15 protein-coding genes are annotated in these 15902 nt (G+C 64.2%); 6 read left to right on the top strand and 9 right to left on the bottom strand.

Annotated elements, in window-relative coordinates:
* Positions 1-210 precede the first annotated feature (210 nt).
* From BLS26_RS16420 to BLS26_RS16405, 4 genes are all read right to left on the bottom strand, one after another.
* A complete protein-coding gene (locus BLS26_RS16420) occupies positions 211-1023 on the bottom strand; it encodes a crotonase/enoyl-CoA hydratase family protein (protein WP_092512785.1) in 813 nt (270 codons plus the stop codon).
* Between the two features lie 138 nt (positions 1024-1161).
* On the bottom strand, positions 1162-2202 hold the full coding sequence (locus tag BLS26_RS16415; protein WP_092512783.1) for a zinc-binding dehydrogenase: 1041 nt from the start codon (positions 2200-2202) through the stop codon (positions 1162-1164).
* A gap of 193 nt (positions 2203-2395) precedes the next feature.
* Positions 2396-3310: a phosphoribosylaminoimidazolesuccinocarboxamide synthase gene (locus BLS26_RS16410; RefSeq protein ID WP_092512781.1), complete on the bottom strand. Its 915-nt coding sequence runs from the start codon at positions 3308-3310 to the stop codon at positions 2396-2398.
* Between the two features lie 66 nt (positions 3311-3376).
* Entirely contained in the window at positions 3377-4294 is a 918-nt protein-coding gene (locus tag BLS26_RS16405) for a pirin family protein (RefSeq protein WP_092512779.1), read from the bottom strand.
* Between the two features lie 178 nt (positions 4295-4472).
* On the opposite strand from BLS26_RS16405, the gene BLS26_RS16400 reads away from it, so the two are divergent.
* From BLS26_RS16400 to BLS26_RS16385, 4 genes are all read left to right on the top strand, one after another.
* The gene (locus BLS26_RS16400) at positions 4473-5039 is read left to right on the top strand and encodes a GNAT family N-acetyltransferase (RefSeq protein WP_092512777.1); all 567 of its coding nucleotides are present in this window, start codon (positions 4473-4475) and stop codon (positions 5037-5039) included.
* A 93-nt stretch (positions 5040-5132) separates the two neighbouring features.
* Complete coding sequence (locus BLS26_RS16395) at positions 5133-6185, top strand: helix-turn-helix domain-containing protein (protein ID WP_092518121.1); 1053 nt, start codon at positions 5133-5135, stop codon at positions 6183-6185.
* A 150-nt stretch (positions 6186-6335) separates the two neighbouring features.
* Positions 6336-7766 (top strand): serine hydrolase, encoded by a 1431-nt coding sequence (locus tag BLS26_RS16390; protein WP_092512775.1) that lies wholly within the window; start codon positions 6336-6338, stop codon positions 7764-7766.
* A 143-nt stretch (positions 7767-7909) separates the two neighbouring features.
* Positions 7910-8200 carry a DUF1330 domain-containing protein gene (locus tag BLS26_RS16385; RefSeq protein ID WP_092512773.1) on the top strand — a complete coding sequence of 97 codons (291 nt, stop codon included), beginning with the start codon at positions 7910-7912 and terminating at the stop codon, positions 8198-8200.
* A 128-nt stretch (positions 8201-8328) separates the two neighbouring features.
* On the opposite strand, the gene BLS26_RS16380 is transcribed toward BLS26_RS16385, so the two are convergent.
* Positions 8329-9699, bottom strand: a complete 1371-nt coding sequence (locus tag BLS26_RS16380) for an MmgE/PrpD family protein (protein WP_092512771.1) — start codon at positions 9697-9699, stop codon at positions 8329-8331.
* A gap of 132 nt (positions 9700-9831) precedes the next feature.
* On the opposite strand from BLS26_RS16380, the gene BLS26_RS16375 reads away from it, so the two are divergent.
* Positions 9832-10953, top strand: a complete 1122-nt coding sequence (locus BLS26_RS16375; RefSeq protein ID WP_092512769.1) for an FUSC family protein — start codon at positions 9832-9834, stop codon at positions 10951-10953.
* 19 nt (positions 10954-10972) lie between these two features.
* On the opposite strand, the gene BLS26_RS16370 is transcribed toward BLS26_RS16375, so the two are convergent.
* The 4 genes from BLS26_RS16370 to BLS26_RS16355 all read right to left on the bottom strand — a co-directional run bounded on the left by BLS26_RS16370 (position 10973) and on the right by BLS26_RS16355 (position 14924).
* Positions 10973-11446 (bottom strand): DUF2867 domain-containing protein, encoded by a 474-nt coding sequence (locus tag BLS26_RS16370; RefSeq protein ID WP_092512767.1) that lies wholly within the window; start codon positions 11444-11446, stop codon positions 10973-10975.
* Positions 11443-12843 (bottom strand): MATE family efflux transporter, encoded by a 1401-nt coding sequence (locus tag BLS26_RS16365; RefSeq protein ID WP_092512765.1) that lies wholly within the window; start codon positions 12841-12843, stop codon positions 11443-11445. The genes BLS26_RS16370 and BLS26_RS16365 overlap by 4 nt, the downstream gene beginning before the upstream one ends.
* A 105-nt stretch (positions 12844-12948) precedes the next feature.
* Entirely contained in the window at positions 12949-14265 is a 1317-nt protein-coding gene (locus BLS26_RS16360) for a HAMP domain-containing sensor histidine kinase (protein ID WP_092512763.1), read from the bottom strand.
* Complete coding sequence (locus BLS26_RS16355) at positions 14262-14924, bottom strand: response regulator transcription factor (RefSeq protein WP_092512761.1); 663 nt, start codon at positions 14922-14924, stop codon at positions 14262-14264. Before BLS26_RS16355 ends, BLS26_RS16360 begins: the two co-directional genes overlap by 4 nt.
* A 206-nt stretch (positions 14925-15130) precedes the next feature.
* Here BLS26_RS16355 and BLS26_RS16350 point away from each other — a divergent pair, with 206 nt between their 5' ends.
* The gene (locus BLS26_RS16350) at positions 15131-15892 is read left to right on the top strand and encodes a hypothetical protein (RefSeq protein WP_092512759.1); all 762 of its coding nucleotides are present in this window, start codon (positions 15131-15133) and stop codon (positions 15890-15892) included.
* The last annotated feature ends 10 nt before the right edge of the window (positions 15893-15902 follow it).

Genomic DNA, 15902 nt, shown 5'->3' with positions numbered 1-15902 from the left:
TCCCGGACTGAACTTACTGGATCGGCTGATCACTTCAGCGCTTGCCCCAAACGTCAGCCTTTACTGGTAGACGACGGAAGCGCGATGCGACAACAACATTTTTATGACAGCGGCGGAACCGGTACGGCGTCTTCGAGCGAAGCCCCGGACTTGATCCGGGGGTGAATGCCGGTTCGCATGATGAAAACGCGTTAAACGAACGATACGGCTCTACCCATGGCCGATCTCGCCGCCGCCACCGAAAGCGCCATGCCTGCCGATCCCGGAGGCAAATCGCGTTGCGCCCGACAGCGTCTCGCCTGACGCGATCACGTCGAGGCCGCCGCGCATCTCGTTGGCGATGGCGTCGGCTTCCTCCAGATCCCATTGCCGCAGCGCCGACAGCCGGTCGGCGCGCATGCAGGTTTGCGGGAAGCGCGCGATGTCCTTTGCCAATTGAATCGCCTGCGGGCGGGTCTCGCCTTTCGCCACCAGCCGATTGGCAAGCCCCATCCGCAACGCCTCGGGTCCCCCGACCGGGCGTCCGGTCAGGATCAGGTCCATCGCCTGGGAATGGCCGATCAGGCGCGGCAGCCGGATGGTGCCGAGATCGATCAGCGGCACGCCGAAGCGACGGCAGAACACACCAAAGGTGGCATCCTCCGCGACCACGCGCATGTCGGCCCACAGCGCCAGTTCCATGCCGCCGGCCACCGCAAACCCTTCGATCGCAGCGATGACCGGCTTCGACAGCCGCAACCGGCTCGGCCCCATCGGCGCGATGCTGTTATGGCCGCCGATCTCGCGCTTCTTGTTGGGATCGCCCGCCGCCACCGCCTTGAGGTCGGCGCCGGCGCAAAAATAGCCGCCGGTGCCGGTGAACACCGCGACCGAGGCGGTGTCATCGGCATCGAACGCGAGGAACGTGTCGTACAATTTCCGCGCGGTCGCGCCGTCAACGGCGTTGCGGCAATGCGGGCGGTTGATGGAGACGATGGTCACGGGGCCATCGCGTTCGACCAGCACGGCGTCGGGTTCGGTCATGTCAGGCGTCCTCCGTTTTTTGTCATTCCGGGGCGATGCGCAGCATCGAACCCGGAAGTTCGAGATTCCCCGGGGTGCAATTGCACCCCTGAGGTCTGGTGCTAACGCACCATCCCGGAATGACGGAGTCAAATTGGCTTATTCAACGCCATCGCGAACAAAGGCGACCCGGATGGTCGGATCGCCGATCGCCTCATGGGCATCCTCGAAGCGAATTTTCCGCGTGATGACATGTTCGGGATGAAAATGCCCGCATACGACCTGATCGACGCAGGCGGGCATTTCGGCCCGCACGTTGACGCGGCTGATCCGTAGCGTAACGCCGACCCCGTACATATGCCGCAGCGGCACCGGCGTGATCTCCTTGAAGTCGCCATACATGCGTTGGCAAACGCCGTTCGGCTCGGTCGAACGGATTGCCAGCAAGATGCTGGCATCGGTGGCGGCCGCATCCATCACGATCGGAAACAGGCCGATCGGGTCCATCACCAGGCCTTTTGGTCCCTCGTGAACTTCCGCACCCAGCGACTTGGCCTTCGCCAGCCGTTTGGTGTCGTCGTCGACATAAACGACGCGGCGCGCGCCGCAGCCGAGCGCGGCCTGCACCGAGAACATGCTGAGCGATTGGCCGAAGCCGCCGATCACCAGAACCTCCACGCCGGGCCGCTGCCGCAGCCAGTGCGCGACGGCGCTGAACGCGTCGGTGGCGCCGTCGGCGAGAGCAGCGGTCTGCGACAGCGCGTGGCCCGCGGGTTGCCGCACCAGCATGTGATCGGCGAACGGGACGCGGATCAGATCGGACAGCGCGCCGCCATATTCGACGCCGCACACCGGCTTGAGTCCGTAGGAGGAGCGAAATGGCACCGAGGTGCAGGCATTGGTATGGCCGCGCCGGCAACGCTCGCATTCGCCGCAACTGATCTGGAACGGCACGATGACGAGGTCGCCGGGCACGAAATTCGTCACCGCGCCGCCGATATCGGTGACGACGCCGGCGGTCTCGTGGCCCAGTGCAAACGGTCCCGGCAGTCCGGCCTTGCCACCGACGATGGTGAGGTCGAGATCGCACCGCGTCACCGCCAGCGGCCGCACCAGCGCGTCGCGGTCGTCCTGCAGTTTCGGTTCCGGCACATCCCACCATTCGATGGTGCTGCCGCCGACATAGGTGAGTTGGCGCATCGTCGTCTCCGCGTTGCGCGGAGACTGCAGAAGCGATGGCGCAGCGACAAAAGGTTTGTGCTCAAGTGAGGTGAGGGGGATTCACCGTTCGCCGATTTCGTAGGGTGGGTTAGCGAAGCGTAACCCACCAAGGTCGTGCAAAGCGGACAGGTCCGCCGGTGGGTTACGGCTTCGCCTAACCCACCCTACAAGATCACACCTTCAGCTCATGTCCCGTCACGCGCTTGTATGCTTCGAGATAGCGCTTGCTGGTCGCATCCACGACGCTCGCCGGCAGCGGCGGCGGCGGGGCGTCGCCGTTCCAGCGGCCGGCTTTGCGTTCGCTGTCGAGATAGTCGCGCAGCGGCTGCTTGTCGAAGCTCGGCTGACCCTGGCCCGGCTTGTACACATCGACGGCCCAGAACCGCGACGAGTCTGGCGTCATCACCTCGTCGATCAGGATGATGCGTCCATCCTTGTCGCGACCGAATTCGAACTTGGTATCGGCGATGATGATGCCCTGCTTGCGGGCGGTCTGTTCACCGAACGTGTAGACCGTGCGCGCCATGCCTTCCAGCGCGGTCGCGACGTCTGCGCCCAGCACCTCGCGCACGCGCGCGACCGTGATGTTCTCGTCATGGCCGGTCTCGGCTTTGGTCGCCGGGCTGAAAATCGAAGGCTCGAGTTTCTCGCTCTCGACCAGGCCAGCCCTGAGCTTCTCGCCGGCCAGCGTGCCCGACGCGGCATATTCCTTCCACGCCGAGCCGGAGATGTAGCCACGGATCACGCACTCGACCGGAAACACCGTGGTGCGTCGGCACAGCATCGCACGCCCAACGATATCGGCGCGATGATTTTTCAACGCCGGCACCTCGCGGATGATCTCATCCGCGTCGGCGCTGATCATATGATGCGGCACGACGCCTTCGAGCTGGCGAAACCACCAGGCGCTGATCTGCGTCAGCACGGCGCCCTTCATCGGAATGGTCTCGCCCATCACGACGTCGAACGCGCTGATGCGGTCGGTGGTCAGCAGCAGCACGCGGTCGTCGCCGACAGCATAGATATCGCGCACCTTGCCGCGTCCGATCCGGGGCAACGGCAGGTCGCTGGCGAGCATCGCGTTCATCGGGTCATGCTTTCAGAAGAACCTCGCGCGGACGCGCGGATTGTGGCGAGAAGGCCGAGCTTTAGCTCACTCCGGCAGCGGAATGAACTCGTGTTCCTGGGGAACATGGGCAAAACGGCCGGTTTTCCAGTCCTGTTTGGCCTGTTCGATCCGCTCCTTGCTCGAGGAAACGAAATTCCACCAGATATGGCGCGGGCCTTCCAGCGCGTCGCCGCCGAGGAACATCATTCGCGTCGGCTTGACCGCCTTCACCGTGATGCGGTCGCCGGGCCGGAAGATCAGGAGCCGCGGCCCCTCGTAGCGCTCGTTCGCAATCTCGACCTCGCCGTCGACGAGGTAGATTGCGCGCTCTTCGTGATCGGGGTCGAGCGGCGCGCTGGTGCCGGCGCTTGCCGTCACTTCGGTATAAAACCAGGGCGACACCATGCTGACCGGCGACTTCAGCCCGAACGACGAGCCTGCGATGATGCGCGCGGTAAAGCCGCTCTCCTTCACCGTCGGCAGGCTTTCCGCGGCGTAGTGCTGGAACGACGGCGCGATTTCCTCCGAACCCGCAGGGAGTGCGATCCAGCTTTGCAGGCCCAGCATCTGCTGGCCATCGCGACGCTGCACCTCCGGCGTGCGTTCGGAATGCGCGATGCCGCGGCCGGCGGTCATCAGGTTCATCGCGCCGGGCTGGATCTCCTGGATGTTGCCCTCGCTGTCGCGGTGCATGATGCTGCCATCGAAAAGGTAAGTGACGGTGGCGAGCCCGATATGCGGATGCGGGCGCACGTCCATGCCCTTGCCGGACATGAACTGCATCGGGCCGAAATGATCGAAGAAGATGAAGGGCCCGACCATCTGCCGCTTGCCATGCGGCAGCGCGCGCCGCACCACGAACCCGTCGCCGAGATCGCGGGTGCGCGGCACGATGATGAGATCGAGCGCGTCGCAGGTTTTGGGATCGCCGAGCACGGGATCTTCGGAAGGTTGCCAGCTCATGGGGGGCTCCTTTGATTTCGCCAAATTATACCCGCCCCGCCGCGTCATTGCGAGCGCCAGCGAAGCAATCCAGAAGCCCGGAAAGAAGGCCTGGATTGCGTCGTCGCTTGCGCTCCTCGCAATGACGGCGGTAAGCACGTAGGAACAAAGCAATCTCTAAAATTGAGGCAGGAAACCCATGATCGCCCCGCTCAGGCCCGGCGTCACGCCGGCGCAAGCAAGCAGCCCCCTCCTCGAAACCGAACGCCTGCGGCTGCGGCAGTGGCAAGGCAGCGACATGGCGCCGTACACCGCAATGCTGTCCGATCCCGGAACCGCGCGCTTCATCACCGTCGACGGCAAGCCTGTCATCGACGAGATGACCGGCTGGCGTCATACGGTGGTGATGGCCGGACACTGGGTCATCCACGGCGCCGGGATGTTCGTGGTCGAGGAAAAATCGTCGGGCCAATTTGCCGGGCGGGTCGGGCCGTGGCGGCCGCCGGGCTGGCCCGGCTTCGAGGTCGGTTGGGGCATCGCCAGGGAATTTCGCGGCAAGGGCTATGCGGTGGAGGCGGCGCGGGCGTCGATCGACTGGTCGTTCGCAACCTATGACATCGAGCGCATCGTCCACTGCATCGACCGCGAAAATGCGGGTTCGCAAGGCGTGGCGCGCAAGCTCGGGGCCAAGCCGGATGGCGAGATCGAATTGTTCGGTCATGTCGCCGACGTCTGGGTGACGCACCGCGCGACGTGGCAAGGCTAGTCGAAAAGGCTAGTCGAAAAGGCTAGTCAAATTGAACTGCATGGCGTTCTGCACTAAATTCCGGGTGCGCGGATCGCCGCGATGGACATGCTGATGCTGCTTTCGACCCTCGATATCGCACTTCGCGGCGCCACCGTGGCGCTGCTGCTGGTGCTTGCCGCATCGCTGTTTCGCGGGTTCGGCACCGTGCTCGCCGGGCGGCTCGCCGCGGCCTTTGCGTTGGGCTCGGTGGCGCATGCGGTGAGCTATTCGATCGGATCGACGTCACCGGTCACACCAGCGCATGCGCCGTTGATCGCGCTGTCGACCGGCAATGTCGTGGTGTTCTGGCTGTTCACGCGTGCGTTGTTCGACGAGACGTTCAAGCTGCGCGCGTGGCATGCGCTGGTGTGGGCGGCCGTCGCTGCGTTCAGCTTCGTTAATTGCATGTGGATCGCGCCGGCGCCCGGCGGCAGCGTGCGGCTGTCGATCATTGCGATCAACCTGATCGCGCTCGGCTTCATCGTCCTGGCCGTGGCGCAGACCATCGCTTCATGGTCGTCGGATCTGGTCGAGCGCCGCCGTGGTGTCCGCGTCTTCATCGTCGGCGCCGCCGCGCTGTATGGCGGGGTGAATGCGATCCTGCAGATTCTCTGGTCCGGCGGCGGCTCTGAGGCCGCCAACACCGTGAATTCGGCGGCGCTCGTCGCGGTGGTCGCCGCGATCTCGTTTGCGATGATGCGCGTCGACGGCGCCGAACTGTTTCCGGTCGCGCCTGCGGTGCAGACCGACCCGGTCGCTGCGGATGCCGGCGCGGACCAGAAGCTGGTCGACGAACTGATGCGGCTGATGGCGGATGAACGCATCTACCGTCACGACAACATCTCGATCGGCACGCTGGCGACGAAACTCAAAATTCCCGAATACCGGTTGCGGCGGCTGATCAACCAGCGGCTCGGCTATCGCAACTTTAATGTGTTCCTCAACGCGCACCGGATCGCGGAGGCGAAAGCCGCGCTCGCCGATCCCAGCCAAGCCGAAGTCCCCGTCATTACCATCGCGATGGACGCCGGCTTCCAGTCGCTCGGGCCGTTCAACCGCGCCTTCAAGGCGACCACCGGCGTGACGCCATCGGAATATCGCAAGCTCAAGGCCAGCGCCGCCTAACCCATATTCCTTGTAAATATTGAATTATTTCGGAATCGGCCAGGCCGTTCGACATTCCGGCCAAGGCGAATTCCAAATCCGGCGAGCAGGCCGAGACGCGTTCGTCGTCAATGACCGGCACGCGCTGATGCGTCATGCCGGAGAGCCCTAATGACCCGACGAAAACTGATCCTGATCCTCGCCGCCACCACGGCGCTCAGCGCACTGGCGCTGTCGGCTGCACGGGCCCGCGACGTGCCTGATGTCGCAACCGGCTTCGTTGCGAACCTGGTCTGCACCGAGACCTTCGTCTCCGGCCTCGATCCCGCGCGGGTATTTTCGGAGACCCTTTCGGCGATGCCGGGCGTCGGATTGATTTCGTGGGCGCTGAGCTACAGCGTCGACCGCACGCGCAAGGATGTCACGGTGACGCTGATGGGGCTCGGCAAGAGCCACGCCGTTTATCGCGGCGAGGGCTTTGGTTGCTACCTCGATCACGGCACCGTGGTTGCCGACATCTCAGTGCCGACGCCCGATGCAAAGGCGGCGCTGCTGCCTGACATCGCCGCTTCATCCATCGTCGCGCCGGAAACGCCGCAACTGGCTGCCGCACTCGACCGCGCGTTTGCCGAGCCCGACAGGGCGACGCTCCGCAACACCCGGGCGGTTGTGGTGGTGAAGAATGGGCATGTCATCGCCGAACGTTACGCCGACGGCATCGGCATCGATACGCCGCTGCTCGGCTTCTCCGCGACCAAGTCGGTGATGTCGGCGCTGGCGGGCATCCTCGTGCGCAAGGGCGCGCTGAAGCTCGACGAACCCGCGCCCATCGCGGCGTGGCAAGGCCCCGGCGATCCCAGGCATGCGATCACGCTCGATCATCTGTTGCGACATACCGCGGGGCTGGCACTGGGCAGTTCGCTTTCGGCCTCGCTCGCATCGGCGCTGGAACCGGTCAACCGCATGAAGTTCATGGAATCCGACATGGCGGCCTATGCCGAGAGCATGCCGCTGGAGACTGCGCCAGGCAGCGCATGGAATTACAACGACGGCAACACCGTCATCCTCGGTCACGTGATACGTCAGGCTTCAGGCGGCAGCGCGTCGAAAATGATGCGCTTTGCACGGCAGGAATTGTTCGATCCGCTCGGCATGCGCAATGTCGCGATCGAGTTCGATGCCTCGGGCAATCCGGAAGCATCGACCCAGATGCTGGCGAGCGCACGCGACTGGGCGCGGTTTGGCCAGCTCTATCTTGACGACGGCATGGCCGGCGGCAAGCGCATCCTACCCGAGGGCTGGGTGAAGTATTCGGCCTCCGCGACGCCCAACGCCTGGGTCGGCCAAAGCGCGGGCTTCTGGACCAACCTCGGCGACAGCCTTGGCGCAACCTACCGCGTCGAACATGGCTGGCCGCGCGATGCCTTCTTCGCCAAGGGCACGATCGGGCAGTATGTGATCATCATCCCGTCGGAAAAACTCGTGATCGTGCGGCTCGGCCGCTCGCCGAACTGGCCGCCGGAGGTCGACGGCGTGTTCGACCTCGTGCGTGCCGTTGTGGCAGCCACCAACAACAAGGCGAAGCTCGCAGGCGGCAATTGAGAAGGTTGTGATCGGATCCGCGCGAATGTGAATTGAATCACGCGCAGCGACCGGCTTGTCATGCTATCGCACCGCCATCGATCGATGACGGCACGATCCCTCCATCTTCGCCCATCTGCAAGCGTGTTCAGCCGGAGAAAATCATGACCAAAGCCTATTGGATCGTGCACGTGTCGGTTCACGATCCGGAGCGCTACCCCGAATATCTGACGGCGGCGATGCCGGTATTCGAAAAGTTCGGCGCCCATTTCGTCGTGCGCGGCGGCGCCTATCAGGTGATGGAGGGAAGCGAGCGGGAGCGCAATTTCGTCATCGAATTCAGGGATCACGCCACCGCGGTGGCCTGCTATCAGAGCCCGGAATATCAGGCGGCCGTCCGAATCCGGCAGAAATATTCGGACGCCGACCTCATCATCATCGACGGCCCTGCCTGAGAGTTATTCCGTCATGGCCGGGCTTGTCCCGGCCATCCACGTCTTTGCTTAGATCGAGGAAGAAAGACGTGGATGCCCGGCACAAGGCCGGGCATGACGACCCAGAGGGAAATACCGTCGTCTAGTGTCTACTGCCGGCCGAGCTGCGTGGCCGTCTCGACCTTGTCGAATCTCTCCAGCGAGAGGATCGCATCCGCAAGCTGGTCGGCGCGGCCGTTCAGCACCGGGCGGGCGAGCGTGAGAAACTTCTGCTGCATCGCCTGCGCGTCCGGAAACGAATCCGGCTCGCCGGACGGGTCGGCATAGAGCCGCTCATGCACGCCGTCATCGGTGGTGATGGAGACGCGGGCGCCGAACGGGTGGGTGCGGCCGATCTCGAGGCGGTCGTCCTGCACCACGTCGAACTTGTCGGCCAGCGCATTGACGGCGGCGTCGCCGAGCCGCTCGTAGTCGTCCCAGCCGAACCGGCCCTGGTCCAGCGCCAGCGCGCCGGTGAAGAACATCGAGAACTGTCCGCCGACGATCGAGGTCGGATGGCGCTTGGTGGCAGCGTCGCCCGTCAGCGTGATGCCGTTGCGGTGCAGGCCGATCTCGACGCGCTTGATCTGGTCCGGCGTCAGGTTGTGCTCCCGGCGCATCGCAATGATCGCATCGAGGGCTGCATGGGTATAGCGGCAGCTCGGATAGGGCTTTACGCCGATCTTCAGCGTCTCATAGGTCTTGCCGAGCCCGGCGGTCGCCTTGTCGGGATGCGCGTTGTCGGTGTAGCCGACCAGGAGGCCGTGCTTGCCCTCGACCGATTCAGTCGCCCCGACGAAATCGTTGCGCGCCAAGGTAGCGGCGATCACGCCGTTCATCGCGGCGGCGCCGACCTGGTAGCGCTTGTTCCAGCCGCCGTTGACCAGGAATTGCAGCGAGCCCGCGGCCTGGCTTCCGGACACACCGAAGGCGGCGATGATCTGGTCCTTCGACAGGCCGAACAGCTTGGCGGCGGCCGCTGCCGCGCCATAGGTCCCCGCGGTCGCAGTCGGATGAAAGCCGCGTGCATAGTGCGAGGTCGGATCGAGCGCGTTGCCGAGCCGGCAGCACACTTCATAGCCCGCCACGATCGCGGTCAGTACGTCGCGGCCGGAAGCGCCGACCATTTCGCCGACGGCGAATGCCGCCGGCACCACGGGCGCACTCGGATGCAGCGAGGAATCGGCATGGGTATCGTCGAAATCAAGCGAGTGGCCGAGCGCGCCGTTGAGGAGCGCTGCGACCGCGGGCGTCCAGGTCTTGCTGTCGCCGAACACGGTGGCCTCGCCCTTGCCGTCGAGCGCCAGCGCCTCGAGCATTTTCAAGAGAGATTCCGTCGATTCGGCATCGCGCCGGGCGCGGATCGTGCTGCCGAGGAAGTCGAGCGTCAGCACCTTGGCGCGCTCCAGCACCTCACGCGGAATTTCGGTGAATTTCAGGTCGGCGACATAGGCTGCCAGCGTTGCGGTTTCATGGGCCATCGTGTTTCCTCGATTTTACCGAACAGGGTAGGCGGGCTGAATCGACCTTTCAAGCCGCCATTGGCCCCGGGCATCAGCTATGCTTGGGGTCCTCTACCATGGATGAGGCCAAAGGATTCTGGACGGCGGCGCATGATAGCCTTCGCAAAACGCATGCACGGGAGACTTCGGGCCCGCAAGGTGCAACTGGCGCTCGCGATCCGGATCGCGGTGGCGGCGGTGGCCGCCTACGCGGTCGCGATCGCGCTGCATCTGATGCTGCCGCTCTGGGCGGTGCTGACGTCGCTGATCGTCAGCCAGATGAGCGTCGGCCGCTCGCTGAAGGCCACGCGGGACTACATGCTGGGCACCATCGGCGGCGCGATCTATGGCGGCGCCATCGCGGTGCTGATCCCGCATTCCGGCGAGGGCAGTCTGCTGGCGCTGCTGGTGCTGGCGGTGACGCCATTGGCCTTCATCGCCGCGATCAATCCGAGCCTGAATTCTGCAACCGTGACCGCCGTGATCGTGCTGCTGGTTCCGACCATGCACCAAGGCGCCAACCCGCTCGACTCGGCTTTCGATCGGGTTCTCGAGGTTACCGTCGGTGCGCTCACCGGCCTTTTGGTGTCGTTCGTGGTGCTGCCGTCGCGCGCGATCAGCCAGATCCGGGTCAACGCGGCGGCGCTATTGGAACTGCTCGCCGCCGCCTTCGCCGAATTGCTGGCGGGGCTGACGCGCGGCCTCGACAACGACGCGCTGCACCGGATTCAGGACGGCATTGGGGCTGCGGTGACCGGCCTGCAGGCGACCGGCGCCGAGGCCGAGCGCGAGCGTTCCGCACATCTGTCGAGCGGTCCGGACACCGGGCCGCTGTTGCGCACCATCCTGCGGCTGCGCCACGATGTCGTGATGATCGGTCGCGCCAGCGGCGGACCGTTGCCGGCCAATGTGCAGACGCGGCTGGCGCGGCCGTTGGCCGAAGTCAGCGAGGCGATCGTCGATTTTATGCGCGCGGTTGCCGCCTCGTTGCGCAACAGCGGCGGCGATGTCGATATCCAGCGGGTCGACGATGCGCTACAGGCCTATGCGACGGAAGTGGCCGCCGTGCGAAGCGAGGGCCTGATCCGTGGCCAGCCCGGCGACGTGGCGGAGAGATTCTTCGCGCTTGGATTCTCGCTGGAGCAGATGCGACAGAATCTGAACGATCTCGACCGCTGTCATGATGAGTGGTGCGCGAACATGATGACGAAGCAGGCCGGCGCGAAGAGCTAATTAGAGTAACAGCCCGGCCTCAGGCGGCGACCTGACGCAGCAGGGTCGGCGCGATCAGCCGGTGAAACGGCATGATGATGGTAAGGTAGGTCCGGCCGAACCAGTTATGGGTCTTGACCAGTGTGGTGAGGGTGACCTGCCGGACGCCTTCGGGGGCGGTCACGTCGATCACGACGCGAAAGTCGAGATGACTGTCGTTGAAGCCGGCGATCAGACGATCCGGGGTTTCGCTCAGCACCGGAAAGATCCCGATCATGCCCCTTGGCGCCGGCGCGCCCTCGCCGGAAGGCTTCAACCCCAGCGGCGTCACCACAAAATTGCGCAGCGACACCAGCGCGTCCACCCAGCGCGGCTGGCGCGCCAGCATGCGCTCCGCGGCATGCCGCGCATCCAGATTGCGGTCTCCGGTTTCGACACGGAAGGCATCGGCGAATTGCGCGCCGGCCAGCAGCGCATCGGTGTCAACGGCCGGTGTGATTTCCTGGACTGTCATTGGAAGTCCAGCTTGCGCGCCAGGAAGCGAAACCGCAAGAGCAGAAGCGTGGCATAAACCGCGGTCCCGACCGACAACCCGATCCAGACGCCGACCGCGCCCAACGGCGTGTGGAAGGCGAGCCACCAGGCGCAGGGGAAGCCGATCAGCCAATAGCTGATGGTGGCGAACACCAGCGGCAGGCGGGTGTCGTTCATGCCGCGCAGCGATCCGGCGGCAATGGTCTGGATGGCGTCGGCGACAAAGAAGGTCGATCCGACCAGCAGCAATGTCGCGGACAGCTCCGCCGTGGCGTCGGTGCTCTCGCCGAGAAAAATTGTCGCGATCCCGAACCGGCTGAGGATCACGGCCAGTGTTAGAGCTGCGCCGATGGCGATGCCGAGCCATGTCGCCACCAGCCCGGCACGGCGAACCCCGCTCGCATCGCGGCGGCCAATGGCGTGGCCGACCCGCACCGTGGCGGCGATGCTGATGCCGAACGGCACCATGAACAGGATCGCGGCAACCTGCAGCGCAATCTGATGCGCCGCCAGCGCCGTCGTGCTGATCACGCCCATCAGGAGACCGGCGGCGCCAAACAGGCCATATTCGAGCAGGAAGGAGATCGAGATCGGTGCGCCGATCACGACGAGTTGCCGCATCAGGCTCCAGTCGATGCGCCAGACATGTCCGAGCGCGTGAAATTTCCGGAACGGGCGGCGGCGCGCGACAAACCACAGCGCCGCCAGCAGTGTGCCGAAATTGACGATGGAGGTCGCGAGTCCGGCGCCGAACAGTCCGAGGTTCGGCAGGCCGAACGCCCCGTACAACAGCAGATAGACCAGCAGCGCATTGGCCGGGATCGCGGCCAGCGTGATCCACAGGATCGGCTCCGGCCGGTTGACCGCGCTCATGAAGCCGCGGATCGCCAGAAACCACAGCGCGGGCAGGATGCTCCATGTCAGCCCGAGCAGATATTCCTGCGCCAGATGCGCGGCCACCGGTGACTGACCCAGCATCAACAGGATTGGCTCGCCGCGGAATGAGAGCGCCATCATCGGCAGCGCAATGAACAAAGCGGCCCACAGGCCGACACGAAACGAACGGCGAATGCGATGCGGATTGCGGGCGCCGAACGCCTGCGCCGCCAGTGGTGCGACGGCGGATACCAGCCCCATGCCGAAGGTGAAGCTGACGAAGTAGACGGTGTGCGCGAGCGACGCCGCGGCCACGGCTTCGCTGCCGAAGCGGCCGATCAGGGCAATATCGGTCGTCATCATCGCGATCTGCCCGAGCTGCGTCAGCGCGATCGGGACGGCGAGCTTCAGCGTCTCGCCGAGTTCGGCGGCGAGATGATGGCTGCCCGTCATCGCCGGCGGCGCGATCGATGCGGGATCGATTTTTTCGGATAGAGCCATACGATAAACACCAGCATTGTCGCGCGGTACCTCCGCCGTTCATCCCGCCGGTGCTGGTCTGTTTAACGGATGGCGCAAAGCGTGCAATCACGAATAATTGTGAAACTAGGGAATTGCAGCAGGAATTCGGACCGATGCACGAAGACCCGTCGCGCCAGCAGAAGCGATGTTTTGAACGGTCACGACGCCACCAAGATTGTCGACAATCCGCTTGACGATTGACAAGCCCAACCCTGACCCGTCGCCCAGATGCCTTGTCCCGCGGAAGAAGGGTTCAAAAATACGGTCGAGATCCTCGGATGGGATTCCCGGTCCGGTGTCCTCAATCGTGAGCGTGGCCCCGTCGCTGCCGCAATGTACTGAAATATCGATCTTTCCGCCGCGAGGCGTATGCCGAAGGGCGTTGTCGAGAATATTTCGAATCAGGATTTCAATCATCAGCGGCTCGGCCTCAATCCGGCACGGCTGAATTTCATCGAAGCCCAGATCAATTCCCTTTTCCGCCGATTCCGGAAGCAGGTCGGCGACAACGTCGCGCGCGCATCGGTCCAGCTCAACCACAGCCGCCGGCATCGCTGGATCGAAGTCGTGGCGTGCAAGGGCCAATAGTTGTTCGAGCAGGCGGCTGGTGCGCCGTGCCCCTTGCTTGAGCGCAGCGAGACGGCCCGCGCTCTCCTGCGACAAAACGACCTGTTCGAGGTTTTCGGCCTGTAACGTCAAGGCGGTGATGGGCGTTCGCAATTCGTGGGCGGCGTCGGCCATGAAGCGGCGTTGTCGCTCGACCATGACATGAATGCGTCGCAACAGGCGGTTGATCGACGCGATGAAGGGCCGCAATTCCTGTGGCACGTCGTCAAGCGCCAGTTCCTCGAGATCGTCTGCGCGCCGGGCGTCGAGTTTGTCCGCGATGTCAGTCATGGGACGTAGCGACTGCCGGACCAGGATTGCAGTCACCAACAGCATGAGCGGAACAAGCAGTACCAGCGGGACAACGGTATGGAGGGCGCTCGCCGTTGCGATCTCCTCGCGCACGGAGGTGGGCTGGCCGACCATGACCCGGCTGCCGTCGGTCCTGGTTCGAATCAATACCCGCCATCGCTCGCGTCCACGCGCGACATCGCGCAGCCCGTCGTCGAGCATCAGCAGCGGCCCGCTGGCAGGCGCCGTGTCGTTGCGCCTTCCCAATTCCTCGATGACCAGCCGGTTCTCGGCATCGACGCCGTTGCCTGGCGCGCTTGGCGTCATCTTCGTTTCAAAGCGACCGTCGATCGCCAGCGCTGCAATCTGGGTCAGCGCGGCGTCCTGCATTTCGATCGCCTCGTCGAAGGCGTAGCGGAAGGCGAAAAAGCCAGCCGCGGCGCAGGTCACCGCGACCATGGCCGTCAGGCCGACGAAAAGGCGGCCACGAAGCGAGGCGATCATGAAGGTTTGTCCACCATCCATCCGACGCCCCGGACATTGCGGATAACCTGCGATCCGAGCTTCTTGCGGATGGCGTGAATCAGGAACTCAACTGCGTTGCTTTCGACCTCCTCATTCCAGCCATAGATCGTCCGTTCCAGTTCGTTTCGTGACAATATACTGCCGGGTCGTATCAACAGCGCCTGAAGAAGCGCAAACTCCCGCGCCGTCAGCGCGACAGTTTCGTCCCGATGCGACGCCGTGTGTGTAGCAGGGTCGAGCGTCGTTTCGCCGTTGCTCAGGATAGGCGAGGCCCCGCTGCCCTGCCTGCGCAGCACCGCGCGCATCCGCGCCAGCAACTCGCGGATTTCAAACGGCTTCACCAGATAGTCGTCGGCGCCGAGGTCGAGCCCATCGATGCGGTGCTCCACCCCGTCTCGCGCTGTCACGATGATCACGGGGAGGCGTTCGCGCTTCGAGCGCAAGTGACGCAATACTTCGCGACCGTCGGCAAGAGGCAGTCCGAGGTCGAGCAGCGCGACGTCGTAGCTCTCGATCGCCGCAGCTTCGATCGCGGTGGCGCCGTCGGTGACCCAATCGACCGCGTAGGCGGCGTCCTTGAGGGCCTGCACCACGGCGGCACCGACCATCCGGTCATCTTCGACGACGAGCACGCGCATCAGAGGCCTTTCCATCAACCCGTCAGTGTCCAGTGCGATACTTAGGAGGAACTTAGCGTCGCCTGTAAGGCCGGCTGGAGCGATTCCCGGAAAAGACCGGCCGCTAAGTTGCTCCTAAGTCGCCCCCTCCAGGTTGCTGCAGCGAATGCGCGAGTCATTCCTGAAGGAGAGCCGGCGTGCTGGAACCGAAAATTGCGAGAGAGCCGATGCTGAACAAAGTTCCGGCTATCACCCTCGCATTCTGGATCATCAAGATCATGTCCACAACCGTCGGAGAAACCGGCGCGGACTATCTGGCGAAGAACGTCGGTCTTGGGACGGCGATGACCGGCGGAATCATGGCTGGTCTGCTGACGGTGATGCTGGTCGTTCAATTGCTCAAACGGCGCTATGTCCCATGGGTCTACTGGCTGACGGTCGTCCTGGTCAGTGTGGTCGGGACGGAGATCACGGATGCGTTGACGGATGGGCTCGAGGTCAGTCTGTATCTCAGCACCACGGTATTTGCGCTGGCGCTCGCGGCCACCTTTGCGGTCTGGTACGCGAGCGAGCGAACGCTGTCGATCCACACGATTGTTACGACCCGGCGTGAGTTGTTCTACTGGGCGGCGATCCTGTTCACCTTCGCGCTCGGCACGGCTGCCGGCGACCTCGCGACAGAAGCGCTCGGCCTGGGGTTCAATGTCGGCGTTATCGTGTTCGGCGCCGCTATCGCCGTACTCACCGCGGCCTGGTATCTCGGCGCCAATCCGGTTCTGACATTCTGGTTGGCCTATATCGTCACGCGGCCGCTGGGTGCGTCGCTCGGCGACCTGCTGTCGCAGTCGCGCGAATATGGCGGACTTGGATTCGGTACGGTCTCCACCAGTGCCTTCTTTCTATCCATCATCGTCGTGCTCGTGGCCTGGATCAGCTGGCAAACGCCCGCAGTCGAGTCGCGCGGCGACGGCTATCGCTGTGATGCCTGAACGTCTCAAA

Source organism: Afipia sp. GAS231 (genome assembly GCF_900103365.1).
Taxonomy (GTDB): Bacteria; Pseudomonadota; Alphaproteobacteria; order Rhizobiales; family Xanthobacteraceae; genus Bradyrhizobium.
Note: the sequence above shows the minus strand (reverse complement) of the source record. Positions and strands in the feature narration are given on the sequence as shown.